The following is a 23,483-nucleotide window of genomic DNA, read 5'->3' as shown; positions in this document are numbered from 1 at the left end:
GCCCAACTCACGCATGCCACTGGACCTCGCTACACTCGGAATGTTCCGGGGAGGGCGGCGACGCCCTGCCCGCGGTTCGGATCGCAGAGGAGAAGCGAATGGCCTCGACCCCCGCAAGGGCCGTCATGCTAACCGATGACCTGCGCGCGGCACTTGACCGTGCGATGACTCAGGTCAACACGCTGGTGCTGGGCAAACCGCTCGAGGTCCGCCTCGCCTTCGTCGCGCTGCTGTCCGACGGTCACCTGCTGATCGAGGATCTGCCCGGACTCGGCAAGACGACCCTCGCGCATGCGCTCGCGGCGACGCTCGGCCTCGAGTTCCAGCGCGTGCAGTTCACCTCCGACCTGCTGCCGGCCGACGTGGTCGGCGTGTCGGTGTTCGATGCCCAGAGCCGTCGGTTCGAATTCCATCCCGGCCCGGTGTTCACCCAGGTGCTGCTGGCCGACGAGATCAATCGCGCGCCGCCGCGCACCCAAAGCGCGTTGCTCGAGGCGATGGCCGAGCACCAGGTGACCGTCGATGGCACCACCCACCGATTGGAGGAGCCGTTCTTCGTCATCGCGACGCAGAACCCGGTCGACCTGTCGGGCACCTATCCGCTGCCCGACTCGCAGTTGGACCGCTTCCTGTTGCGGCTGAGCCTCGGCTATCCGGACGACAGGACCGAACGCGATCTGCTCGCCGGCGCCGACCGCCGCACCCTGATCGCACGCAGCCACCCGCTGCTCGGCAGCGAGGAGGTGCTGGCCGCGCGCGAGGCCGCAGCTTCGGTACATGCCAGCGAGGCGCTGATCGGCTACGTGCAGTCCCTGCTCGCGCAGAGCCGCAAGCATCCCGGGGTGCGCGTCGGCCTGTCGCCGCGCGCCGGCCTCGCGCTGCTGCGCGCCGCCCGTGCGCACGCCCTGCTGCTCGGACGGCAGCACGTGCTGCCGGAAGACGTACAGAGCCTCTTCATTCCGGTCGCCGCGCACCGCCTGGTCGCCGACGCCGATGCCGGCAGCGACGCCGCGCTGGCCAAGTCGATCCTGCACGCGGTGCCGGTGGACTGATGGCCGTGCCGCGTGCCCGGTCGTCGACACGGTCGACGATCGCCGCTCCGGGACGCTGCGGCCGGGGTTTCCGGGGCCGTGACTGAACCGGTTTCCCGCCTGGCGCCGACGACGGTGGCGTTCGGACGCCTGCGCGAACGGGCGCTGCGCTGGGCGCGCCCGCGCGAACCCGAGCCGCTGCCCGCGACGTTCGACCGTCGCCGCATCTATGTGCTGCCGACCCGTTTCGGCCTGTTCTACGCGGCGCTGCTGGCAGTGATGGGCATGGGCGCGTTGAACTACAACAACAATCCGGCGCTGCTGCTGGCGCTGCTGCTGGCCGGTGCCGGGCTGGCCAGCCTGATCGCCGCGCAGTTGCAGCTCAGCGGCCTGGAAATCCTCGCGATCGACGCGGAGCCGGTGCCTGCCGGCACTCCGCTCCGCCTGCGCGTGCATGCGCGCGCCAGGCCGGGCCGCGCCCGTCGTGGTTTGCAGGTGGACTGGGAGGAGGCGATGCCGCACGCCAGCCGTGGCGAAGTGCTCAACCTCACCGCGTACCGGGGCGAGGCCGACATCGAGTTGCCGACCACGCATCGCGGCTGGCTCGAGGTCCCGCGCCTGCGCATCTCGACCACCCGGCCGCTGGGCCTCGCCCGCGCATGGGCCTACGTGTGGCCGCAGGCACCGCTGCTGGTCTATCCGGCCCCCGAAGCCGCCGGCCCGGCGTTGCCCGACGGCCGCGGCGAGGCCACCCGATCGCAGCTGAAATCCAGCGGCGAGGATGTCCATCATCTGCGCGACTACCGCAGCGGCGACACCCGCCGGGCGATCGCCTGGAAGGCCTCGGCGCGACGCGACCGGCTGATGGTGCGCGAATACGAGCAGCCGCTCGGCGCGGAGGTCGTGCTCGACTGGCAGGCCACCGTGGGCCTGGGCTACGAACACCGGATCGCACGTCTCGCGCGCTGGGTCGACCTCGCCGAGCGCGAGGGGCGGCGCTACCGCCTCGCCTTGCCGGGACAGCCCGGCCTGGGTCCGGATCATGGCGTCCAGCACCGCCATGCCTGCCTGCGCGCACTGGCGCTGATGCCTCATGGCTAGCGCCTCCGGGGTCGCGCAGGCCGTCATGCCCCGCCGCGCCACCGGCGAGCGGCTCGATACCGGCACCCGTGTCGCCGTGCTGGGCACCGCCGCGCTGTGCCTGCTGCCGCTGCTGCTGCAACTGCCGCCGCGCATCGGCATCCTGGTCGCGCTCACCGCGGTGCTGATGACCGCGGTGTCGTGGCGGCAGCCGATGCCGGGCCTGCTGCGCTCGCTGCTGGCGTTGGCGCTGGTCGGCGTGGTGATGGCGATGACCGGCTTCAGCATCGGCCGCGATGTCGGTTGCGCGCTTCTGGCGGCGATGATCGCGGCCAAGCCGGCGGAGACCTACAGCCTGCGCGATGCCCGCAGCCTGCTCGGATTCGCGCTGTTCGCACCGTTCGCAACGTTCCTGCTCGACCAGGGTCCGCTGAGCCTGCTGTCCGGGCTGGTCGCCTCGGTGGTGGCGCTGACGACGCTGCAGCGGCTGGCCGACATCGAGGCCGGCGACCCCGGCAGTCCGGCACTGGACTGGCGGCGCTTCACCGCGATCGGGCGCCTGCTCGCGATCGGTCTGCCACTGGCGCTGGCGGCGTTCTGGCTGTTCCCGCGCCTGGGCAATCCGCTGTGGGGCATTCCCGAGCGCTCGCTGGCGCGGCCCGGCCTGTCCGACAGCATGCGGCCGGGCGAGTGGGTGGACCTGATGGCCGACGACACCCCGACGTTGCGGGTGAAATTCTTCGGTCAGGCCCCGCCGACGTCGCAGATGTACTGGCGCGGGCCCGTGCTGTGGGATTTCGATGGCCGCGAATGGACCCAGCCGCGCTGGCTGCGCGGGCTGCCGCCGGCGCCGATGGAGCCGGCGACACCCGGCTGGGACTACGAGATCGAGGTCGAGCCGACCGACGACCGCCTGCTGGTCGCGCTCGACCTGCTGCGCTCGGCCCCGGACGACAGCCGCCTGGCGATCGACCACAGCCTGTTCTCGCCGCGTCCGCTGACCTCGCTCACCCGCTGGCGGATGCGCTCGGCACCTCCGGCCCGCTACGACGCCGACCTCGGCGCGGTGCTCCGCCAGCGCGCGTTGGCTCTGCCCGACGGCTACAACCCGCGCACGCTGGCGCTGGCCCGGCAGTGGCGGCGCGAGGCCGGGCGCGACGACGCCGCGATCGTGCGCCGCGCGCTGGACTGGATCCGTCGCGAGTTCGCCTACACCCTGACCACGCCGCTGCCGGGCCGGCACTCGGTCGATGAGTTCCTGTTCGACCACAAGGCCGGCTTCTGCGAGCACTTCAGCAGCGCGTTCGTCGTGCTGATGCGCGGCGCCGGCATTCCCGCGCGCGTCGTCACCGGCTATACCGGCGGCTATTACAACCGGATCGGCGACTACTGGCTGGTCAGGCGCTCCGATGCGCACGCCTGGGCCGAGGTATGGCTGCCGGAGCGCGGCTGGATCCGCGTCGACCCGACCGCGGCGGTCGCGCCGGAGCGCATCTACGACACGCTCGCCGACCGTGCGCCGGGCGCCGGCGGGCTGTTCGGCGGCCTCGCCAACGTCACCCCGGCGTTCGAGCTGAGCGACTGGCTGCGGCGCGGCTGGAACGACTTCGTGCTCGGCTTCGACGCCGACCGCCAGCGCCATCTGTTGCAACCGCTCGGCATCGACCGGCTCGAGCCGCGGCAGATGATCCTGCTGTTCGCACTCGCCGCCGCGATCGCGGTGCTGTGGATGGCCTGGCTGAGTCACCGTGGCGAGCGCGAGCGCGACCCGCTGCTGCGCGCCTGGCATCGCCTCGACCGTCGCTACGCGCGGCTCGGCCTTGCCCGCGCCGCGCACGAAACCGCCGGCGACTGGGCGCGGCGCGTCGCTGCGGCCCGCCCGGACCTTGGACCCGAGCTGAACGGACTCAGCCAACGTTTCGCCGAATGGCGCTACGCTGGCGGTCAGGCCGGACCGGGGGAACGGACCCGCCTGAAGGCCCTGATCCGCGCCCTGCGCCGCCACCGCCCGCAACGCCCACGTATTCCGGGAGAACACCGATGAAGCTTCGTCCAAGACTGTCAGTCACCGTCCTGGCCGCCGCGCTGGTCGCCGGTTGCGCGACCCAGCCACAGCCGCTGCAGGGGGAATACAACCCGATCACCCCGCGCATGGCGGTGGACAGCGAGATGAGCGGCGCCGTGGTGCGCTGGGGCGGCCGCGTGATCCAGGTCGAGCCGAAGGAGAACCGGACCTGCTTCGAGATGCTGTCGACCCGGCTCAACGCCAACGCACGACCGTACTGGGCCTCCGATGAGACCGGCGGCCGCTTCATCGCCTGCCGCAATGGCTTCTACGACCCGGCGGTGTTCGAGCCCGGCCGCGAGGTCACCTTCACCGGCCGCATCGCCGGCTACGAGAACCGCCAGATCGGCGGCTACAACTACCGCTTTCCGATGGTCGAGGCCGACGTCGTCTACCTGTGGCCGGTCCGCGAGCAGGTCGACGTGATCACCCACCCGGCGCCGTGGCCGTGGTGGGGCTGGTGGTGAGGCGTTTACCGGGCTTCGCTCGGTAAACCCCGAAATCTGCTGCGCAGATTTCCGCCCCGCCGATGCTCTTCCGCCCCCGTTCGCGCCGCGCGCGAATTGCCCCCTGACTTTAGGGGGCTATGACCCGACTCTTCGAAGGTTGCAGATGGATCTGGCGCTGTTCGATTTCGATCACACCGTCACCGACCGCGACACCTTCTCGACCTTCCTCAAGGCGAACCTCCCTGCGAGCCGCCTGCGCTGGGGCGGCCTGCTGCTGGCGCCGCTGGCGTTCGGCTACTACCGGCTGAAGATCGTGCCGGCGCGGACGCTGCGCGCGGCGGTGGTACGGGTCGGCCTGACCGGACTGGAACGTCGGGCGCTGGCCACGGCCGCCGAGCGCTACGCCCGCGATACCTTGCCGGACTTCGTCCGTCCGCACGCGCTCGAGCGCATCCGCTGGCATCAGGCCCGCGGCGACACCGTGGCGATCGTCTCCGCCTCGATCGACCTCTACCTGCGCCACTGGTGCCGGCAGCACGGCGTGGCATTGATCTGCTCGCAGCTCGGCCACCGCGATGGGCGTTTCACCGGTCGCTACCGGGGACGCGACTGCTGCGGCATCCACAAGGCGCGACGGGTACTGAAGCGGTATCGGCTGACGGACTTCCAGGCCGTGCATGCCTACGGCGACAGCAGCGAGGATCATGCGATGCTCGCACTGGCCCACCACCGCAGCTACCGCTGGGAGCCGATGACGGCCGCAGCAGACGGATAGGCGACCTACGGCGTACCGAAATGCCCCAACTGCGCGCCGGCGAGCAGATGCAGGTGGAGCTGGAACACGGTCTGGCCGCCGTATTCGTTGCAGTTCATCACGAGACGGTAGCCATCCTCGGCGAGGCCCTGCGCCTTCGCATACCCGGCGGCCGCGACCGCGAGCCGGCCGATGATGACTGCGTGGTCCGACCGCACGTCGTTGAGCGTCGCGATGTCGGTCTTCGGCACGAACAGCACGTGCACCGGCGCCTGCGGGGCGATGTCGCGGAACGCGATCAGGTGATCGTCCTCGTAGACGATGTCGGCAGGGATCTCGCGACGGATGATCTTGTGGAAGATGGTGTCGGTCATGGCTCGGGATCCGCGATTCGGGACTGCAAGAATACGGCGTCGCGCCGGCGGATCCCGAAAACCTAGTCCCGGATCTCGGTCCTGCTGCCGAAGGCGTGCGACAGCGTGCCGCGATCGACGTATTCCAGTTCGCCTCCAAGCGGCAGGCCATGGGCGAGACGGCTGGGCCGCACTCCGTGCCCGCGCGCCAGCTGGGACAGATAGTGCGCGGTCGCCTCGCCTTCGACGGTCGGGTTGGTCGCGATGATCAACTCCTGCACCTCGCCCTCGGCCAGGCGCGCACCGAGGACATCGAGACCGAGCTCACGCGGGCCGATCCCGTCCAGTGGCGACAGCCGCCCCTGCAGCACGAAGTACAGTCCCCGGTAGCCGGTCGCCTGCTCGATCGCGAGACGGTCGGCGGGTGTCTCGACCACGCACAACTGGTGCGCATCGCGCGAGGCGCTGGCGCAGGTCGTGCAGACCTCGGTCTCGCTGAAGTCGCGGCAGCGCACGCAGTGGCCGATCTTCGCGACCGCCTCGGACAGCGCCTGGGACAGCCGCAGACCGCCCTCGCGCTCGCGTTCGAGCACGTGGTAGGCCATCCGCTGGGCCGATTTCTGCCCGACGCCGGGCAGAACGCGGAAGGCGTCGATCAATTGTTCGAGCAGGGAGCTCATCGCCGGAATGTACCCGCGCCGCACCGGAACATATGCGCGCACCGCGCCGACCGCATGGTGCGGCCGCCGATGAAGGACATGCTTCCGATCGGCGACGCGGATGTGGCGACAGGGCGCCACACCGTTCGCATCAGAACATCCCCGGCAGTTTCATCCCCGGCGGCATCGGCATGCCGGCGGTGGCCGCCCCCATCCTCGACTGCGACTCGGTGTTGACCTTGTTGACCGCATCGTTGATTGCGGCGGCGATCAGGTCCTCGGCCATTTCCGGATCCGACAGCACGCTCGGGTCGATGCGCACCTTGCGGCACTCCATCCGGCCGGTCAGGGTCACGTTGACCATGCCGCCGCCGGCATTGCCGGTGACCTCGAGCTTGGCCAGTTCTTCCTGCGCCTTCTGCAGGTTCTCCTGCATCTTCTGCGCCTGCTGCATGAGTTGGGCGATGTTTCCGCGCATGATTGCTTGCTCGCTTGTATGGAAGTGGAAGATGCCGTGACCGCACGATCGGGACGGCTCCGGCAGGGGGATGGAACGGTCCTCAGGCGTCGTCGAGAGGCCGTATCGAATCGGGCACGACCCGCGCGCCGTGCTGGCTGATCAGCCGCTGCACGTCCGGGTCGTTCAAAAATGCTTCCTCCGCCGCGGCCTGGCGCTCGTCGCGTGCCCGCGCCTTGCGCGCGTGCAGCGAGTCGTCGAGGCGCGCGGCCGTTTCGAAACGGATCTGCAGGCCCTCGCCGAGAGCCGGCGCCAGCGCAACCGCCAGCTGCTCCACGGTCATCGGGATCTGCAGGTGTTCGTCCTGGTCGGACAGCGCCAGCCGCAATACGCCTTCGGCGTGAGCGACGAATACCGCGTGCTCGGCCAGCAGTCGTGCGGGGCCCTTCAGCGACTGCAGGCCATCCACCACGGCATGCCAGTCGTCGGCATCCTCGATCTGCCGGGACGGGGCGGCCGCGCCGTTCGCATGCGTGCCGTCAGCGCCTGCGCTATCGGGATGGAGGCCGCGATGCGCATCCGTTTGCGTTCCGCTCTCGACACGTGACGTCAGCGACGACGGAACCGACGGCGTCTCGCCCGCCGGCTCGGCCTGGGGTGCGGGTGACGCCGTCGGTCCTGCCTGATCGGGCGATGCCGCAACGCCGGATGCGGTCGGGAGCGGGTTGTCCTGTCCGGCACCGGGCCGGTCAATGGGTCGATCCGCGGACCGGTTCGCAACGGCGGCCGGCGGAGACTGCGCGCCCGCCGTCGAAGCCGCCGCCGCACGTCGTGGCGCGCTTTCCTGGCGCCCGGAAGGCGCGGCTTCGTCGCCGTCCTCGCCCGCCGGACGGAACGCCAGCATCCGCAGCACGGTCATCTCGAAACCGGCACGCGGGCTCGGCGCATAGCCCAGGTCGCGGCGGCCGTTGATCGCCATCTGGTACCAGAGCTGGATGACCTCGGCACGGATCGCGGAGGCGAGCCGGTCGATATCGACACCGTCGCCCTCGACCTCGGCACCGGCGACCAGCTGCCGCACCTGCACCCGGTGCAGCGCCTCCGACAACGCATCCAGTACGCCACCCCAGTCGGGCGAGAACTCCGACAACGCCGCGACCTCGGCCAGCAGGCGCTCGCCATCGCCGTCGGCCAGCGCGGCCAGCAGCGCTCCGACCCGGGTCCGGTCGACGGTGCCGAGCATCGCCGCCACCGCGGCGGCGTCGAGCCTGCCGCCGGTGTAGGCGATCGCCTGGTCGAGCAGCGAGAGGCCGTCGCGCAGGCTGCCGTCGGCGCCGCGCGCGATCTGCCGGATCGCGCCCGGCTCGGCATCGATCCCTTCGGCTGCAAGGATCTTCTCGATCTGTCCGCCGATCTGCGCTTCGTCCAGCCGCTTGAGGTTGAACTGCAGGCAGCGCGACAGCACGGTGACCGGCAGCTTCTGCGGGTCGGTGGTCGCGAGCAGGAACTTCACATGCCCCGGCGGTTCCTCCAGGGTCTTCAGCAGCGCGTTGAACGCGCTCTTGGACAGCATGTGCACCTCGTCGATCAGGTACACCTTCACCCGGCCGCGGCTGGGCATGTACTGGGCGTTGTCGATCACCTCACGGACGTCGTCGACACCGGTGTTGCTGGCCGCGTCGATCTCCAGCAGGTCGATGAAGCGACCGGCGTCGATGTCCTTGCACGCCGCGCACTCGCCGCAGGGATCGGCCGAGGTGCCCTGCTCGCAGTTCAGCGACTTGGCGAAGATGCGCGCGATCGTGGTCTTGCCGACGCCGCGGGTACCGGTGAACAGGAAGGCGTGGTGGACGCGGCCGGAGTCGAGCGCGTTGGTCAGCGCCTTCACCACATGCTCCTGCCCGACCAGTTCGGCGAAGCGCCGGGGGCGCCACTTGCGTGCAAGGACCAGGTAGGACATGGGCTTGGATCGGATCTCGGATGGCGCCGTCGACGACCGGCAGGTCGCCGCTGCCGGCTGAGGTCCATAGTGTGCCATGCCCGTCCGGCCCACCGGGACCGCGACGACGCCCGGGCGCCCTCGTGTCGCGGCTGAAAGCGTCGGCAGCAGGCCCGCATCGCGCAGCGGGTCGTCGAGTTCCGTGTCAGAGACCTGTTTCCGCGACGGCGCGGGTACGCGTCCCGCCGTGGCGCAGGGAAGCGCCCGCGCCGATGATGAACCGATCCCGTTCTTCCCTTGTGGCAAGCCACCGCCAGCGTTAGACTTTGCGCCCCCTGCGGAGCGGCCGAGCGCCGCCCCGGCGGGTCCAGCGGAGAGGTGTCCGAGTGGTTGAAGGAGCACGCCTGGAAAGTGTGTAAGCGTCTAAACCGCGCTTCGGGGGTTCGAATCCCCCTCTCTCCGCCAAATTCCAAGCGCCCCGTCCTGCCGCCGCGCGATGCGCGACCCGGCCGGAGGGGGACGCGTCTCCATGGTGGCCCCGTCGGCCCCTCGCGACGCTAGATCGAAAACTCCGCCAGGGCCGGAAGGCAGCAACGGTATCGATCGACGCGGGCGCCGAGGATCGTTGGCGGGGCCGCCGCCTTTCCGGGCGCCGGGTCGCAGCCGTCGATGGCGGAACTCCGGCGGCGATCCGCATCACGCGTTCCTGCACGGGCATTCGCGACGGGGCCAGCCGATCGCCCGCCGACGGTGCCGGTCACCTCGCGACGACGTGCCGTGCCGGTCGCCACGGGGGAACTCAGCTCCGCCGCGGCCGGATCGGGACCTGAGGATGTGATGCGACGGCCGGATGGACGCGCCGGTTCATTCGGCGACCCCCAATGCGTCCGGCTCGCGTCCGGTCGCCCAGCGGTCGACGACCTTCCAGTCACCTGTATCGATCACCGCGATCTCGTCCGCGCCGCTGATCGCGACGTAGACCCGCGGGCGCTGCGGATCGGCTATCACGCCGATCGGCAACGCATCGCGGCCCAGCAGCGTGTCGCGATACTCGCCATCCTCGCGCAGCAGGCCGACCGTCGCGACGCGGCTCTTGCTGTCGGCGTCGAACACCGCCAGTTCGCCAGCGCGGGCGTTGGTCACCAGCGCATGGCGACCGTCGGCGGTGAACACGATGCGGATCGGGAATCCCGGGCTTTCCAGCGTATGCAGGACCTCCAGCGAAACCGGATCGTGGACGGTGACCGTACCGGCGGCACGGTTGCTGACCCACAGCTCGCCGTGGCCGCGCCGGAACGCGATACCCTCGGCACCCTCGCCACTCGTCCGTTCGCCGGTCTTGCGCGCCTTGGCCAGGTCGACCCTGCTGACCGTGCCGGCCGCGATCTTGCTCACGTAGGCGACACTGCCGTCATCCGACAGCGCGACCATGTGACCGACACCTTCGCCGACCCCGATCGCCGCCTCGATCGGATCATCGTCCGCCCCTGCATCCAGGTCGACGACCAGCAGGTGCCCGGACGCCTCGGTGGTCACCACCAGGCGACGGCTGTCGGGCAGGAAACGCACGCCGTGCGGCCGCCCGTGCGGGCCCAGGTCGATCGTGCGCGGCGTGGCGGCGCCGGCCAGGTCAAGCACGGTCAGGGTATGTCCGGGTGTGCCGGCGCCGTAGTTGGTGATCGCCGCCCGGCGGCCGTCGGGACTGACCGCGATCTCGTGCGGTCCGGCGTCGGTCTGCGCCACCGCGGTGCGGCGGCCGTCCTCCAGCGACAGGAACCAGACCGAGTCGGCCGACTTGTTGCCGACCATCAGCTCGCCCGCCGTCACGTCGGTGGCAAGCGGCAGCAACGCTGCGAGCAGGGGCAATACGAACGCCGGCAAACGGCGATGCGGATTTCGGGAAGGCTTCTGCATGATCGACTCCTCGAGTGCCGCTCCGCCCGCGTGGAGGGCATGGGTTCGACCGGTAAAGATCCGGGGCCCGGCTCCATCTGTCGCCATTGCTGGCTCGACAGGCTCACCATCGTCGCTTCGGACGACAACCGCTGTTCCCGCGCCTGTCGAAGCGGGAGCGGCCGGGAATTCCAGCCTAGGGATGCAGCCAGCCGGCGTCCCCGTCGAGATAGCGCTCGTGCTTCCAGATCGGCACCCGTACCTTCACCTCGTCGATGATGTAACGGCATGCGGCGAACGCACCATCACGGTGGGCGGCGCTGACGCCGACCCAGACCGCCAGCTCGCCTGTCGCGAGTTCGCCGTGGCGATGGACGCAACAGGCGTCGATGATGTCGAAACGCGCCAGCGCTTCGTCGATCACCGCGGCACCCTCGCGCTCGGCCAGCGCAGGATAGGCCTCGTAGTACAGCCCGCTCACGGCGCGACCCTGATGGTGGTCGCGGACCCAGCCTTCGAAACTGGCGTAGCCACCGGCACGGTCGTCGAGCAGGGCGGCGCGCAGCGGCGCGATGTCGAACGGTTCGGCGGCCAGACGGAAGCGCGTGATCACTTTTTCAACCTGCATCATTGTTCATCTTCGCGGGGCCGAGGTCGTAGTTCTTCTTCACGGGAGGAACGGCGCCGACCTCATGCTTCCCGCAGCCATTCATCGTGCGCCACGAGCGGTTCGTCCATCCCGGGCTTCCTCGTCGGGGGTCGCGGCGACGCGGGCCCTTGACCCGCCAACACCACCGCTCACCCACCGCTTACCGGCGGAATGAACGCGACCTCGCTGCCCGCACGCGGCGGATCGTCCCAGCGCGCGAACGCGCCATCGACGGCCACCCTCAGGCGCTCGACCGGGAGCGCGAACCCATGGCAGTCGCGCAGGTGTTCGTAGACTTCGCGCAGGCTGCCGGCATCGGTCTGCACGGTCTCCTCCGCGCGGCCCGCGGCATCCCGCAGGCTGGCGAAATACAGCACGGTCAGGCGGACGCTGTCGCTCATCGCAATGTTCCCACGTCGCGGCGGCCGCCGCGCTTGCCCAGCAGCCGGGCCGGACCGAGCACGATCCGGTGCGAGAGGGCCTTGCACATGTCGTAGACGGTCAGCGCGGCGACGGTCGCGCCGGTCAGCGCCTCCATCTCGACGCCGGTACGCCCGGTGGTGCGTACGCTGCACTCGATCCGCAACACGTTCTCGCCGTCCCAGTCGACGCCGATCCGGCAACCGTCGATCGGCAGCGGATGGCAGAACGGGATCAGCTCGGAAGTGCGCTTGACCGCCATCGTGCCGGCGATTACCGCGGTGTCGACGATCCCCCCCTTGGCGCTGCGCAGGTCGCTGGCGTGCAGTTGCCTCGCGACGTCGGCGGGGAACCGGACCCTGCATTCGGCCCGAGCCTCGCGCGCGCTGACCGCCTTGTCGGATACGTCGACCATGGCCGGGCGACCCTGTGGATCGAGATGGGTGAGCTTGGCGGTCGGGCGGGACATGGAACACATTGTAGGGGCTCCCCCGGGGAGAGCGCCCCCTTGGACGCCAGCGCCTTCGCTCATCCCCCGATCAGGTACATCTCCACATGCCTGCGCGATGCGCCGCGGCTGCCGCGCAGTTCGCTGTAGCGGTCATCCCGGCCGCTCCAGATCGCAGTCGCGGCCTCGACCAGCGCGTCCTCGCCCGCGGCCAGCGCCGGCCGCAGGTCGTGCCCGCGATCCGCGAACAGGCAGGTGTACAGATGTCCGTCGGCGGAAACCCGGGCGCGGTGGCAGTCTCCGCAGAACGGCGCGCTGACCGAGCTGACGAAGCCGACCTCGCTGCTGCCGTCCTCGAACGCGTAACGCGATGCGACCTCGCCGACGTAGTGCGGATCGAGCGGACGCAGCGGCCACCGCGCATGGATGCGGTCGCGCAGTTCGGCGGACGGCATCACATGCTCGCGCCGCCAGTCGTTGCAGGTGCCCACGTCCATGTATTCGATGAAGCGCACCACGACTCCGGTCCCGCGGAAGTGCGCGAGCAGCGGCAACACCTGGTCGTCATTGACGCCGCGCTGGACGACGCAGTTGAGCTTGATGGCGTCGAACCCGGCGGCCCGCGCCGCCTCGATCCCGGCCAGCACGTCGGCGACCTCGCCGCGCCCGCCGGACATCGTCCGGAACAGTGCCGGGTCGAGCGCGTCGAGACTGACCGTGACCCGTCCCAACCCGGCCTCGCGCAGGGCTCGCGCCTGCGCCGCCAGCAGCACGCCGTTGGTGGTCAGCGCAATGTCGTCGAGACCGTCGATCGCGGCGAGCCTCGCGACCAGCAGCGGCAAGCGCTTGCGCAGCAGCGGTTCGCCGCCGGTCAGGCGCAGCTTGCGCACGCCGACGCGGACGAAGGCGCGAACCAGGGTCTCGATCTGGTCGAAGTCCAGCCGACCCGCGGCATCGAGGCCGTGATCGTCGGGAATGCGGTCGGCGGGCATGCAGTACGGACAACGGAAGTTGCAGGCCTCGATCAGCGACAGGCGGAGGTCGCGGATCGGCCGCCCGCGACGATCCAGGATCCGGCCGCCCGCATCACCCCGCATCGCCGGCTCCTCGGCATCCATCCGGGCTTCCTGCCCGCCAGCCGAAGCGGACGGACGGCCGATGCTCATACGTGCTCCACGGGCAGTGCGCGCGGCGGCGCCAGCCCGATCGCCTCGCCGGGCCTGGCGATCCGGTAGCCGCGACGTTGCAGCAGCTCGCCGTCCTCGCGGCTGGCGTAGTGGTAGAACACGCAGCGGGCGAGCAGTGCCGGTGGATACTCGCGTTCGAGGTCCTCGATGCCGCTGTGCGATGGGTTGCCCACGACCGCGCAGTCGTGCGCGATCAGCTCGTCGTCGTCGGCCCAGCGCGCGAGCTGCTCCGGAATCGGCCGGGTATCGCCGGTCCAGACCAGACTGCCGGGCAGGCGCAGGCCGAACGAGGTGCCGGGCCAGTGATGGCGGGTCGCGAACAGCTCCAGGCGCTCGCCCTCGTGCCAGAACGCATCGTCGACCGGCACCACCTGAAACGCGTCCCAGAAGTTCACGCCGCCTTCGGCCAGCACGTTCGGGTAGCCGCCGACCCGCTGGTGCAGCAGCGGAATCAACGCCGCCGGCACGTACACGCGGGTCCGTCCGCGCCATTTCGGGTCGAACCAGCTGTCGACGAACAGACGTTCGAAGCCGGCGACATGATCCAGGTGGGTATGGGTGATGAACAGCGCACGCGGCGGATGGCCGTAATGGGCCAGGAAGGCGGTCAGCCCTTCGGCGCCGCAGTCGATCGTCAGCCAGGGTGCGCCGTCGCGCTCGATCGTCGCCATCGCCGAACCCAGCTCGACCGCGGCCGCGTTGCCGACTCCCTGCAATCGCAGTTGCCACGCCATCCCGGTATCCCCGTCGTCCCTGTCCGTCTCGAATCCGTTCACGTTCTCAGTACCCGCGCGCCCACACCGCATCGTACGCGCTCCGCAACCGGCCATAGTCGCGTTCGACATCGTCGACCGGCCGTTCCCCGCGCAGCTTGAGCAGCGAACGCCGCAGCCGCCGGAGGTTGCGCTCGCGCCAGCCGGTCGCCGGTATCCGCAACGCTCCGCGGTCGAGATCGATCACCCAGCCGTTGCCTGCGCCATTGAACAGCAGGTTGTGGGCATTGAGATCGGCATGGTCCAGACCGACCCGGTGGGTCCTGGCGATCAGCCGGCCGGCCTCCTCCCACGGGGCCTTCTCGGCCGCCTCGGCGGCCCGGTCCGCCAGCGAGGCGACGCCATCGATCCGGTCGAGCAGGATCGCCGCCTGGTAATGGATGCCGACCCGCCGGTAGCAGGCCGCAATCGGGCGCGGCACCGGCAGGCCACGCCTGGCGACCGCGCGGGTCAGCCGGAACTCGGCGAAACTGCGCGTCCGGCGCGCACCGTGCCAGAGATAGCGGTCGCGGCTCACCTTCGCCGCCAGCCCGCCGCGCAGGTAGTGGCGCAGCAGCGCCGGCCCCAGCGGCGTGTCGACGAACCACGCACCGCCGCGCCCGCCGCTGTCGACCGGGCGCGCAGCCTGCCCCCAGTATCCGGGCGAGAACCATTCCGGGCCGACTTGTCGCGTGCGCTCGAGGTCGAACAGAATCGCGCCGTAGCCGCTGTCGTCGCGGAAAGGCGTCAGGCCTTCGGTGGCGTCGTAACCGTTCATCCTCTGGAGTCTAACAATTCAAACGCCACCCACACCCGACGCCCGTGCACCGGAATCGATCTGCCTGCTGAGGCTGTCCGCCCTCGGCGACGTGACCCATGTCCTGCCGCTGGTCCACACCCTGCGCGATGCCTGGCCGCAGGCGCGGCTGGCCTGGGTCATCGGACGCGGCGAGCACCGCCTGCTGGACGGTCTGCCCGGGGTGAGCTTCTTCGAGTACGACAAGAAGACCGGCCTGGCCGGGATGCGTGCGCTGCGCCGCGAGCTGCGGCAGTACCTCGGCACGACGGACCGCTTCGATGCGCTGCTGCAGATGCAGCTGGCCGCGCGCGCGAACCTGCTGTCCGCGTTCGTGCCGGCCCGTCGCCGGATCGGCTACGACCGCCGGCGTTCGAAGGAACTGCACGGGCTGTTCGTCAACGAACGTATTCCCGGCCGCTCCCCCCTCCGAACGCCGGGACCGCACGTTCTGGACGTGCTCGGCAGTTTCTGCGAGCCGCTCGGCCTGCAGCGCGGACCGGTCCGCTGGGAGTTGCCGGTACCCGCCGACGCCCGCGAATGGGCCGCCGCGCAGTGGCCCGCCGAGGGCGGACCGGTCCTGCTGATCTCCCCATGCTCCAGCCATACGCTGCGCAACTGGCGCGCCGAACGCTATGCCGCGGTCGCCGATCACGCAGCGGCATGCGGCTGGCGGATAGCACTGTGCGGCGGGCGCAGCACGCTGGAACGCGAGACTGCCGACGCGATCGTCGCGGCGATGAGGCAGCCGGTGCTGGACCTGGTCGGCAAGGACACCCTCAAGCAACTGCCTGCCCTGCTCGAGCGCGCCGACCTGGTGATGAGCCCGGACTCGGGCCCGACGCACATCGCCAACGCGATGGGCACCCGGGTCCTCGGCCTGCACGCGGCGACCGACCCGAACCGCAGCGGGCCCTACAGCGACCGTCGCTACTGCGTCGACCGCTATGACGACGCCGCCCGCAGATACCGCGGCCGCCCGGCATCCGAGCTGCGCTGGGGCAGCCGGATCGAGCACGAGGGCGTGATGGACCTTGTCACCGTCGACGACGCGGTCGCGGCATTCGAGCGCTTTCGCGCCGACCATCCTTCGATCACCGCACGGGAGGCTCGCTGATGGCTTCATGGTTCACCGTAATGGCGCCGCTGCTGCCGGAGCTGATCCGCGCGGCGCGGCCGATCTTCACCCGCAATGCGGAACCCTCCCAGATCCCCAAACAGATCGCCGAGCTGCAGGACGCGGTGCTCCACAACGACCAGGCGATCAAGACCGTCGCCGCCGAGATGGAGCAGACCCTCGGCGCACTCACCCGCGCTTCGCAGGAACTCGAAACCACCCTGCTCGGGCTGCGACACACGCAGGGAGAACTCGAGCGGAGGCTGCGGCGTGCGAACGTCGTCGCCGCCATCGCGGCCACCGCCGCAGTGCTGGCATTCGCGACCGCCGCCTACGCGCTGGGCCGCTGACCACGGGCGATGCGGCCGACGCGGAGCGGCCGGCGCGCGGCGGCACGACACCGGCCGACGGCACTCGATGTCCGGATCCGGCCAGAACGACCGGCTGCGGGGCGCGAGCATGGCCGCAAGCCCGCCACGTTCACCGGAGTCCGAGATGTCCGCCCACACACCCGCCTTCCGCATCGTCGCCCTGCCGGCCGAACCGTTCGCTCCCCTGTTCGAACTGGACGACGGCGCCCTTGCCGCACGCGGCATCCGCCGCTGCACCGCCGATCATCCGCTTGCATATCCCTGCCGGGTCAGCCTGCAGAACGCAGCGGTCGGCGAAGAAGTCCTGTTGTTGCCGTTCGAACACCATGCGACGGCGTCGCCATACCGCGCTTCCGGACCGATCTTCGTCCGTCGCGGCGCGGTCCGTGCGGACTTCGCTGTCGACGAAGTGCCGCCGCAGTTCCGCCGCAAGCGGCTGTCGGTACGCGCCTACAACCACGACGGCGACCTGGTCCGCGCCGACGTCGTCACCGGCGATGCACTGGAGAGCTGCGTATCCGGGATGCTGGAGGTTTCCGAAGTCGACTGCCTGCACCTGCACCACGCCGGCCATGGCTGCTACCTGTGCCGGGTCGAGCGTGCCGACCGGGTGTCGGCGGAAGCTGCGCCTGCCTGATCCGCAACGCGACCGGCAAAGGCGGACCGCACGGCCTGCCCGGCGCTCAGGCGCCGCTGCCGCTGCCGTAGTCCTGGTAGGACTTCTCCTCGACGTAGGAGGAACCCAGCGCGAGGTTGATCTCCTTCTTGATCCGGGCGCGGGTGTCGTTTTCGAAGTAGACGCTGCGCGCCAGGCGGATGAATTCCTCGTCGAAGGCCTGCGCCTTCTCCTTGAGCCGGATGTCGTCCTCGATCTCCCACAACCGCTCGTTGACGGCCTTCAGATCGGCGCGCAGGCGGACGATGTCCTTGCCCGCGGCCGGATGGGCCATCCAGGTCTTCTCCAGCGCCGACAGCTCGTTGCGGACATTGGCGAGCTTGGCTTCGTCGCTCATGCGCTCGGACTTGATCTGCAGGATCGCGATCTTGTCGAGCAATTCACCGAAAGAGACGGGAACGAGGATTTCGGACATGCGGAATGGATGCCTTTGGGAGAACCGGCAGTGTAACGCGCCCGGTTCCCGCATCCCCTGGCGAACTGAACGCCGCCCCATACGCGGCAATGGCCCCGGCGCCGGGTACCGCTGCCGCTTGCCGGCCCCGGCCCCGGCCCGTATCATGGCGCCCCCGCGCCCGCTGCATTAACCAGCGGCAGGACACCCGGAGAGGTGGCAGAGCGGTTGAATGTACCTGACTCGAAATCAGGCAGGCGTTAATAGCGCCTCGGGGGTTCGAATCCCCCCCTCTCCGCCAGATACGAAAAGCGCCCCCTAGTGGGGCGTTTTTCGTATCTGCGGAGTGCGGGGACTTGGATAAGAACCCGCGCCGCAGGCGCGGTTCGACAGATCGGCAGGGTGAGGCGTTGCTGCCCGCCCGCCACTGGCAGGCGCAGCGCCGAACGCCCGAAGGCTATGCCTGAGGGCCGGGCCGCCGATCTGGACGGCCGAAGGCCGCCCCGAAGGGGCGAGGGCGATAAATGGCCCGAGCCCCCTGCCTCCCCTTCTCCCCGCCCACAACCGCACGTCGGTCACGCCGTCGCCGCGAACCGTGTCGTCCGCCTTGCCACGAGGCCGCCGGGCACCGATCATTCCGTTGGTTCCGCTAGAGGCTCTGACGCGACCGGCATGCCCCACGATGATTGAATTCGGACACCTGACGCACGCCGGCCTGCGCCGAGACCTGAACGAAGACACCTACTACGGCGACAGCGAGATGGGACTGTGGCTGGTCGCCGATGGCATGGGTGGACACGAGTACGGCGAGGTCGCCAGCGCACTGGCGCGCGAGACCATCGTCCGCGAGGTCCGCGACGGCACGCCGCTGATCCAGGCGATACGGATCGCCGACGAGGAGATCATCCGCAACTCGCGGCGGCGCCACGATGCCCTGCCGATGGGCACGACCGTGGTCGCGGCGCGGGTCAGCGGCACTTTGTTCGAGGTGGCCTGGGTCGGCGACAGCCGGGTCTACCTGTGGCGCGACGGCCACCTGGCGCAGCTGTCGCAGGACCACAGCTACGTCCAGGAACTGATCGCCACCGGTGCGATCACCCACGAGCAGGCCCGCCATCACCCCCATCGCAACGTGGTGACCCAGGCGCTGGGCGTGACCGACCCGCGCAACCTCAATGTCGAGACCATGACCGGCGAGCTGCGCCCGGGCATGCAACTGCTGCTGTGCAGCGACGGACTGACCGAGGAAGTCGACGACAGCATCATCGCCCGGGTGCTCGCCCAGCAGGACTGCAGTGCCCAGGAATGCGTCGATTCCCTGGTCGCCGCGGCCCTCGACGGGGGCGGTTCGGACAACATCACCGTGGTGCTGGTCCGCAGCCACTAGGAAGACCCCGGACGATGTCCCCTCCGCCGACGACGATCGGGAGAGAGCGCCGGGACGAGCAGGTGAGGCGCCAGGCGCCGCAACTGTTTTTCCTCAACGGCTCGAAGGGCAGCGACAAGAGTCTCCTCACCCTGGCCACATCCCCCCGACGATGAAACCGTTGGGAGGGGGAACGGACCAGCGGTCCCCTCACGCCTCGGCGCCGGTCGTCTCCTGATCCCAGATCGCATGGCCGGCCTTCTTTCGCAGCACCGCCAACCGGGCTTGGTGCGCGGCCAGCTCGGTTTCGGCGACGATCACCCGCGGTCGCGGCCGGTCGATGCGCCGCTGGAAGATAGCCGCGGCAGAAGACGGGTCGGCGCCGGCAGCCGAAGCCACGTCGGCGAAGCCGATCTCCTCCTGTCCCGAGGTCAGCGCGATGTAGACCTCGGCCAGCAACTGGGCATCGAGCAGCGCTCCGTGCAGCTGGCGATGGGCGTTGTCGACGCCCAGACGCTTGCACAGCGCGTCCAGCGAGTTGCGCTGGCCGGGAAACTTCTGTCGTGCCAGCAGCAGCGAGTCCTCGATCGCACAGCGGTCCGCCAGCCGGCCATACCCGGCCCCGGCGAGGCGCAGTTCGTTGTCGAGGAAGCCGACGTCGAACGCGGCGTTGTGGATGACCAGTTCGGCACCGTCGATGAATTCGATGAACTCGTCGACGATGTCCTCGAAGAACGGCTTGTCGGCGAGGAACTCCAGGGTCAGCCCGGTCACTTCCTGCGCGCCGGCCTCGAACTCGCAGCGCGGGTTGAGATAGCGGTGGAAGTTGCGGCCGGTCGGCCGCCGTTCGACGAATTCCACGCAGCCGATCTCGACCACGCGATTGCCGCGCTCCCAGCTCAGGCCGGTGGTTTCGGTATCGAGAATGACTTGGCGCATGTTTGTGGGCTGAGGGCTGAGGTTCGGGACTCGGGAACTGTGCCCGGATATGTGCGGCCTGTCATCTCAGGCCCTGCAAGGCGAAGCGGGCGCCCGGTCAGCCGCCATTCCTGTAGCGCAGGGCCTGCGCGCGTGCCAGCACGTCGACGCGTTCGTTGTCCGGATCGCCGGAATGGCCCCTGACCCAGTGCCAGTCGACCCGGTGGCGGCCGGCCGCCTCGTGCAGGCGCTCCCACAGGTCACGGTTCTTGACCGGATCGCCACCGGCGGTCTTCCAGCCGCGCCGCACCCAGTTCGCCATCCACTGGGTGATGCCCTGGCGGACGTACTGGGAATCGGTGGTGAGAACGACCCGGCACGGCTCCTTCAGCGATTCCAGGCCCATGATCGCCGCCATCAGTTCCATGCGGTTGTTGGTGGTGTCGGCCTCGCCGCCGCTGAGTTCGCGTTCGCGGCCCTGGTAGCGCAGCAGGGCGGCCCAGCCGCCCGGACCGGGGTTGCCCAGGCAGGCGCCGTCGGTATGTATCTCGACGGCCTTGTTCGGTTGTTCGGATGTCATTGCCGGATTATGGCTTCGGCCCCGGCCCTTGCCGCAAGGCGCCCGCATGTGTTCGCGCCGATCCGAGCCCTGTCCGCAACCGCAGCTTGCGCAGCGCGGCCGGCGGAATCGCCGCATGCACGCGCTTGCTGACGGTCAGGGCGATGGCGGCGCGCAGGCGGTCGGCGGCGCCGACCCCCGCCTCGGCGTCTTCCGGATGCCAGCGCGGGCCCAGCCACTGCAGGCTGACCGCATCGGCCGCGAAGCCGGCCCGGGCCAGTGCCGTCTGCCAGTATCCCGGGCCGTGCGCGCTGAGCCCGGCACGCCACCAGCGCGTCCGGTACGAACTCCACGGATTGAGCGCCGCCAGCCACAACACTCCGCCGGGCGCGAGTATCCGCATGCACTCGTCGAGCACCGCGGCGGTGTCGCCAAGACTGTCGTCGAGCACGTGCTGGAGCAGCACCGCGCCGAAGGTTTCGCTGGCCAGTGGCCACGGCAGGCCGCAGCGCAGCGCTCCTTCGAAGCCGCCCCCGCCCCGACGCAGGTAGAGTCCACGGCCTGCCTCGCTGTACGGGCAGTCGGCACCTTCGGCGCCGATGCAGAGCCAGGGCAGCGCGGGGATACCGGCCAGCACGCGCTCCATCGCGCGTGCCTCCGCCCGCAGCAAGCCCGCTCCGCGCGGCCCGGCAAACCAGGCCGGACCGGTCCCCGGCTGTTCAGGTTGACGTGACGGGTGCAGCGCGGGCATGGTCGCGGAATCGTGTCGGACCGGCGGCGGCCGCCGGTCGCCGGAGTCGGCCAGGGACGGTCCGCATGGCGAAAGGGAGGGCCTCCGATTCTGCGGGATTTGCGCGCGGGATTCGAGCGCCTGGCCGACCCCGCGACGATGCAGTGACAGATCAGAGCAGGCGCGCGGCGCAGGGAACAGCGAGGAACGATGTCCATGAACGATCGGGGGAGAATGTCGCACTGCCTGCGCTCGAGCGCGCCTTCCCGCGTGTCGTCTCCCGCAGGCGCAGGCAGGCCCTGAGATGCGGTTGCGCGCCCTGCCCTCGCGCCAGGACAACTACATCTGGACGCTTTCGGACGACGATGGCCGCATGATCGTCGTGGACCCGGGCGAGGCGGAACCGGTGCTCGCCGCCGCCGATGCCGGCCTGCGTCCCGCGGCCGTGCTGCTGACCCACCACCACTACGACCACATCGACGGCGCCGGCGCGCTGCTGGAGCGCTGGCCGGAGCTGCCGGTGTACGCCCCGCACGATCCCCGGATCCTTCCAGCCAATCACCGTGTCGGCGACGGCGACCGTTTCCACGTGCTGGGCATGGCCGCCTCCGTGATCGAGGTTCCGGGCCATACGTCCAGCCACATCGCGTTTCATCTCACCCATGATGGAGACGATTGGCTGTTCTGCGGCGACACCTTGTTCAGCCTGGGCTGTGGGCGCCTGTTCGAAGGTACCCCGGCCCAGATGCACCAATCGCTGCAGCGGCTCGCGGTGCTGCCTGCCGGGACCCTGGTCTGCTGCGGGCACGAGTACACGCTTTCCAATGCCGCCTTCGCACGCGCGGTGGAACCCGACAATCCGGCGCTGCTGCGCCGCATCGAGGAGGCCAAGGCCATGCGCCAGTCCGGACGTCCCAGCCTGCCCAGTACGCTCGCCAGCGAGCGCGCCTGCAATCCGTTCCTGCGTTGCGAGCAGGCCGATGTCAACGCCGCGGTCGCGCGGCGGCTGGGACGCCCTCCGCACGACGCGGTGGAGACCTTCGCCGAGCTGCGGCGCTGGAAAGACGGGTTCGTCGCATGAGCGGCCGCAACGGACGCAGGGCCGGTTGCCGGCTGGCCGGGCTCGCGGCGCTGCTGCTGGCATCCTCGGCGGTCGCCCACGCGGCCGACGGCCCCGCCGGCGGAGACACCGCAACCGGCGTCGATGGTGCGACCGCGGCCGGAACCGCCGCGACGGACGCCGGACCGGCACAGCCCGCCGGGACCCGCAACGGCCGCGAGATCTTCGACCGGTTCCGCGACGGCCTTGCCGACCCGCAATGCGAGGCCGACACCAGCGCACGCTGGAGCCGTCACTTCGCGCATGCGCCGGACCGGCTCGCCACGCCCGGCGACGGTCTGCTGCCGCTGTTCGGATACGTCGTCGATGCGCTGCGCGATTCGCACCTGCCCACCGAATACGCGCTGATCCCGTTCATCGAGAGCGGCTACAAGCCGGGCGCGCGCAGTCCGGCCGGGCCGGTCGGGATGTGGCAGATGGTCCAGGTCACCGCGCGCAACCACAAGGTCCCGGTGGGCGCCCGCTACGACGGGCGCCTGTCGCCGGTCGACTCGACCCGGGCCGCGGTGCGCTACCTCAAGACCCTGCACGGCATGTTCGCCGGCGACTGGCGACTGGCGGTGATGGCCTACAACGCCGGGGAGTACCGGGTGCTGGGCGCGCTGCGTCGCGGCGGCGTGGCGGCGCGTGACGCCGAGCCCGAACAGCTGCCCGGCATGCCCGGCATCACCCAGGCCTACGTGCGCAAGATCCATGCCCTGTCCTGCCTGATGCTCGAGGCCAGCGAGGACGAAGCCTGGCTGCAGGCACTGGACCGGCCGGTGCCTCGCCTGCAGGCGATTCCAGTGCCCGACGACGTACGCAGCGTCGCCCAGTATGCCGACCGCGCCGGCCAGGATCCGGGGCGGCTGCAGCGGCTGAATCCGGTCTACGCGAGCGGCCGGATTCACCGCCCCAACGGACGCCCGGCCTACCTGCTGGCACCGGCTTCCGGCATCGCGCCGGCGGCGATCGCGACGTCGTCCGAACCGGAAACGGGAACGACGGTCGCCGACGCGTCCGCGATCGTCACTGCCGCCGAATCCCGCCAGCATGTGGTCGTCCGCGGCGACAATCCCTGGACGATCGCCCGTCGCTATGGCCTGCGCGTCGGCGAGCTGCTCTCCCGCAATGGTCTGACCACGAGCAGCGTGCTGCAGCCCGGCCAACGCCTGCAGGTCGGTCCCGCGCCGGAAGCGGGAACGGCAGCGACGACGACGACCGTGGATTGACGGGCATGGGGCGCGGGTGGCGCCGGCATCCCGGCTGCGCGGGTACTTCGATGGCGGATTGCTCCCGCAACGTCCCCGGCAGGCTCTAG

The 23,483-nt window shown here is 70.2% G+C and carries 26 protein-coding genes, 2 tRNA genes and 1 other RNA gene; 14 read left to right on the top strand and 15 right to left on the bottom strand.

Translation table 11 applies throughout. The features are described 5' to 3' along the window. The first annotated feature begins 98 nt into the window (after positions 1 to 98). The 5 genes from L3V18_RS17045 to L3V18_RS17025 all read left to right on the top strand — a co-directional run bounded on the left by L3V18_RS17045 (position 99) and on the right by L3V18_RS17025 (position 5,400). The gene (locus L3V18_RS17045; RefSeq protein ID WP_237056518.1) at positions 99 to 1,052 is read left to right on the top strand and encodes an AAA family ATPase; all 954 of its coding nucleotides are present in this window, start codon (positions 99 to 101) and stop codon (positions 1,050 to 1,052) included. A gap of 114 nt (positions 1,053 to 1,166) precedes the next feature. After that, a complete protein-coding gene (locus L3V18_RS17040; RefSeq protein WP_237056580.1) occupies positions 1,167 to 2,132 on the top strand; it encodes a DUF58 domain-containing protein in 966 nt (321 codons plus the stop codon). Positions 2,133 to 2,157: 25 nt separating this feature from the next. Beyond that, positions 2,158 to 4,155, top strand: a complete 1,998-nt coding sequence (locus tag L3V18_RS17035) for a transglutaminase TgpA family protein (RefSeq protein WP_237056516.1) — start codon at positions 2,158 to 2,160, stop codon at positions 4,153 to 4,155. After that, positions 4,152 to 4,643, top strand: a complete 492-nt coding sequence (locus L3V18_RS17030; RefSeq protein ID WP_237056514.1) for a Slp family lipoprotein — start codon at positions 4,152 to 4,154, stop codon at positions 4,641 to 4,643. Before L3V18_RS17035 ends, L3V18_RS17030 begins: the two co-directional genes overlap by 4 nt. 145 nt (positions 4,644 to 4,788) lie before the next feature. Next, positions 4,789 to 5,400 carry an HAD family hydrolase gene (locus L3V18_RS17025; RefSeq protein WP_237056512.1) on the top strand — a complete coding sequence of 204 codons (612 nt, stop codon included), beginning with the start codon at positions 4,789 to 4,791 and terminating at the stop codon, positions 5,398 to 5,400. A gap of 5 nt (positions 5,401 to 5,405) precedes the next feature. Here the strand turns inward: L3V18_RS17025 and L3V18_RS17020 are convergent, their stop codons facing one another. The 4 genes from L3V18_RS17020 to dnaX all read right to left on the bottom strand — a co-directional run bounded on the left by L3V18_RS17020 (position 5,406) and on the right by dnaX (position 8,808). After that, positions 5,406 to 5,753 carry a histidine triad nucleotide-binding protein gene (locus tag L3V18_RS17020; RefSeq protein ID WP_237056510.1) on the bottom strand — a complete coding sequence of 116 codons (348 nt, stop codon included), beginning with the start codon at positions 5,751 to 5,753 and terminating at the stop codon, positions 5,406 to 5,408. 62 nt (positions 5,754 to 5,815) lie between these two features. After that, positions 5,816 to 6,412 (bottom strand): recombination mediator RecR, encoded by a 597-nt coding sequence (gene recR, locus L3V18_RS17015; RefSeq protein ID WP_237056509.1) that lies wholly within the window; start codon positions 6,410 to 6,412, stop codon positions 5,816 to 5,818. 130 nt (positions 6,413 to 6,542) lie between these two features. Continuing rightward, a complete protein-coding gene (locus L3V18_RS17010; RefSeq protein ID WP_237056508.1) occupies positions 6,543 to 6,869 on the bottom strand; it encodes a YbaB/EbfC family nucleoid-associated protein in 327 nt (108 codons plus the stop codon). 82 nt (positions 6,870 to 6,951) lie between these two features. Continuing rightward, the gene (dnaX, locus tag L3V18_RS17005; protein ID WP_237056507.1) at positions 6,952 to 8,808 is read right to left on the bottom strand and encodes a DNA polymerase III subunit gamma/tau; all 1,857 of its coding nucleotides are present in this window, start codon (positions 8,806 to 8,808) and stop codon (positions 6,952 to 6,954) included. 351 nt (positions 8,809 to 9,159) lie between these two features. Here dnaX and L3V18_RS17000 point away from each other — a divergent pair. Together L3V18_RS17000 and ffs are read left to right on the top strand one after the other, a co-directional pair. Then, positions 9,160 to 9,252, top strand: a tRNA-Ser gene (locus tag L3V18_RS17000). Between the two features lie 73 nt (positions 9,253 to 9,325). Continuing rightward, an RNA gene (ffs, locus tag L3V18_RS16995) (signal recognition particle sRNA small type) lies at positions 9,326 to 9,422 on the top strand. 229 nt (positions 9,423 to 9,651) lie between these two features. Here ffs and L3V18_RS16990 read toward each other — a convergent pair. The 7 genes from L3V18_RS16990 to L3V18_RS16960 form a co-directional block, all read right to left on the bottom strand. Continuing rightward, positions 9,652 to 10,701 carry a YncE family protein gene (locus tag L3V18_RS16990; RefSeq protein ID WP_237056506.1) on the bottom strand — a complete coding sequence of 350 codons (1,050 nt, stop codon included), beginning with the start codon at positions 10,699 to 10,701 and terminating at the stop codon, positions 9,652 to 9,654. 175 nt (positions 10,702 to 10,876) lie between these two features. Beyond that, a complete protein-coding gene (locus tag L3V18_RS16985) occupies positions 10,877 to 11,308 on the bottom strand; it encodes a molybdenum cofactor biosynthesis protein MoaE (protein WP_425493555.1) in 432 nt (143 codons plus the stop codon). A 170-nt stretch (positions 11,309 to 11,478) separates the two neighbouring features. After that, positions 11,479 to 11,730, bottom strand: coding sequence for a MoaD/ThiS family protein (locus L3V18_RS16980; protein WP_237056505.1), 252 nt, complete (start codon positions 11,728 to 11,730; stop codon positions 11,479 to 11,481). Continuing rightward, a complete protein-coding gene (gene moaC / locus L3V18_RS16975) occupies positions 11,727 to 12,218 on the bottom strand; it encodes a cyclic pyranopterin monophosphate synthase MoaC (protein WP_425493554.1) in 492 nt (163 codons plus the stop codon). Before moaC ends, L3V18_RS16980 begins: the two co-directional genes overlap by 4 nt. 59 nt (positions 12,219 to 12,277) lie before the next feature. Next, positions 12,278 to 13,294, bottom strand: coding sequence for a GTP 3',8-cyclase MoaA (moaA, locus tag L3V18_RS16970; RefSeq protein ID WP_237056578.1), 1,017 nt, complete (start codon positions 13,292 to 13,294; stop codon positions 12,278 to 12,280). A gap of 65 nt (positions 13,295 to 13,359) precedes the next feature. Beyond that, positions 13,360 to 14,118, bottom strand: coding sequence for an MBL fold metallo-hydrolase (locus tag L3V18_RS16965; RefSeq protein ID WP_237056577.1), 759 nt, complete (start codon positions 14,116 to 14,118; stop codon positions 13,360 to 13,362). A 46-nt stretch (positions 14,119 to 14,164) separates the two neighbouring features. After that, entirely contained in the window at positions 14,165 to 14,914 is a 750-nt protein-coding gene (locus L3V18_RS16960; RefSeq protein ID WP_237056502.1) for a 3-deoxy-D-manno-octulosonic acid kinase, read from the bottom strand. A 16-nt stretch (positions 14,915 to 14,930) separates the two neighbouring features. Between L3V18_RS16960 and L3V18_RS16955 the strand changes: the two genes are divergently transcribed. From L3V18_RS16955 to L3V18_RS16945, 3 genes are all read left to right on the top strand, one after another. Continuing rightward, on the top strand, positions 14,931 to 16,049 hold the full coding sequence (locus L3V18_RS16955; RefSeq protein ID WP_237056576.1) for a glycosyltransferase family 9 protein: 1,119 nt from the start codon (positions 14,931 to 14,933) through the stop codon (positions 16,047 to 16,049). Continuing rightward, the gene (locus L3V18_RS16950; RefSeq protein WP_237056501.1) at positions 16,049 to 16,399 is read left to right on the top strand and encodes a hypothetical protein; all 351 of its coding nucleotides are present in this window, start codon (positions 16,049 to 16,051) and stop codon (positions 16,397 to 16,399) included. Before L3V18_RS16955 ends, L3V18_RS16950 begins: the two co-directional genes overlap by 1 nt. A gap of 145 nt (positions 16,400 to 16,544) precedes the next feature. Further along, positions 16,545 to 17,057 carry a DUF1203 domain-containing protein gene (locus L3V18_RS16945; protein WP_237056499.1) on the top strand — a complete coding sequence of 171 codons (513 nt, stop codon included), beginning with the start codon at positions 16,545 to 16,547 and terminating at the stop codon, positions 17,055 to 17,057. 46 nt (positions 17,058 to 17,103) lie between these two features. On the opposite strand, the gene L3V18_RS16940 is transcribed toward L3V18_RS16945, so the two are convergent. Further along, on the bottom strand, positions 17,104 to 17,511 hold the full coding sequence (locus L3V18_RS16940; RefSeq protein WP_237056497.1) for a DUF6165 family protein: 408 nt from the start codon (positions 17,509 to 17,511) through the stop codon (positions 17,104 to 17,106). Between the two features lie 189 nt (positions 17,512 to 17,700). Here L3V18_RS16940 and L3V18_RS16935 point away from each other — a divergent pair. Together L3V18_RS16935 and L3V18_RS16930 are read left to right on the top strand one after the other, a co-directional pair. Continuing rightward, positions 17,701 to 17,791, top strand: a tRNA-Ser gene (locus tag L3V18_RS16935). A 381-nt stretch (positions 17,792 to 18,172) separates the two neighbouring features. Further along, positions 18,173 to 18,877 (top strand): PP2C family protein-serine/threonine phosphatase, encoded by a 705-nt coding sequence (locus tag L3V18_RS16930; protein ID WP_237056494.1) that lies wholly within the window; start codon positions 18,173 to 18,175, stop codon positions 18,875 to 18,877. 189 nt (positions 18,878 to 19,066) lie between these two features. Here L3V18_RS16930 and dnaQ read toward each other — a convergent pair whose 3' ends face one another. From dnaQ to L3V18_RS16915, 3 genes are all read right to left on the bottom strand, one after another. Continuing rightward, complete coding sequence (gene dnaQ, locus L3V18_RS16925) at positions 19,067 to 19,795, bottom strand: DNA polymerase III subunit epsilon (protein ID WP_237056493.1); 729 nt, start codon at positions 19,793 to 19,795, stop codon at positions 19,067 to 19,069. Positions 19,796 to 19,892: 97 nt separating this feature from the next. Further along, a complete protein-coding gene (rnhA, locus tag L3V18_RS16920) occupies positions 19,893 to 20,354 on the bottom strand; it encodes a ribonuclease HI (RefSeq protein ID WP_237056491.1) in 462 nt (153 codons plus the stop codon). A gap of 7 nt (positions 20,355 to 20,361) precedes the next feature. Continuing rightward, complete coding sequence (locus L3V18_RS16915) at positions 20,362 to 21,003, bottom strand: methyltransferase domain-containing protein (RefSeq protein WP_237056489.1); 642 nt, start codon at positions 21,001 to 21,003, stop codon at positions 20,362 to 20,364. Positions 21,004 to 21,367: 364 nt separating this feature from the next. On the opposite strand from L3V18_RS16915, the gene gloB reads away from it, so the two are divergent. Further along, positions 21,368 to 22,144: a hydroxyacylglutathione hydrolase gene (gloB, locus tag L3V18_RS16910; RefSeq protein WP_237056487.1), complete on the top strand. Its 777-nt coding sequence runs from the start codon at positions 21,368 to 21,370 to the stop codon at positions 22,142 to 22,144. Then, entirely contained in the window at positions 22,141 to 23,394 is a 1,254-nt protein-coding gene (locus L3V18_RS16905; RefSeq protein ID WP_237056485.1) for a lytic transglycosylase domain-containing protein, read from the top strand. Before gloB ends, L3V18_RS16905 begins: the two co-directional genes overlap by 4 nt. Positions 23,395 to 23,483: the final 89 nt, after the last annotated feature.

Origin of the sequence: Marilutibacter chinensis (assembly GCF_021725675.1) — a bacterium.
GTDB lineage: Bacteria > Pseudomonadota > Gammaproteobacteria > Xanthomonadales > Xanthomonadaceae > Marilutibacter > Marilutibacter chinensis.
The sequence above is the reverse complement of the archived record's forward strand: the minus strand, read 5'-3'. Positions and strand labels throughout refer to the sequence as shown.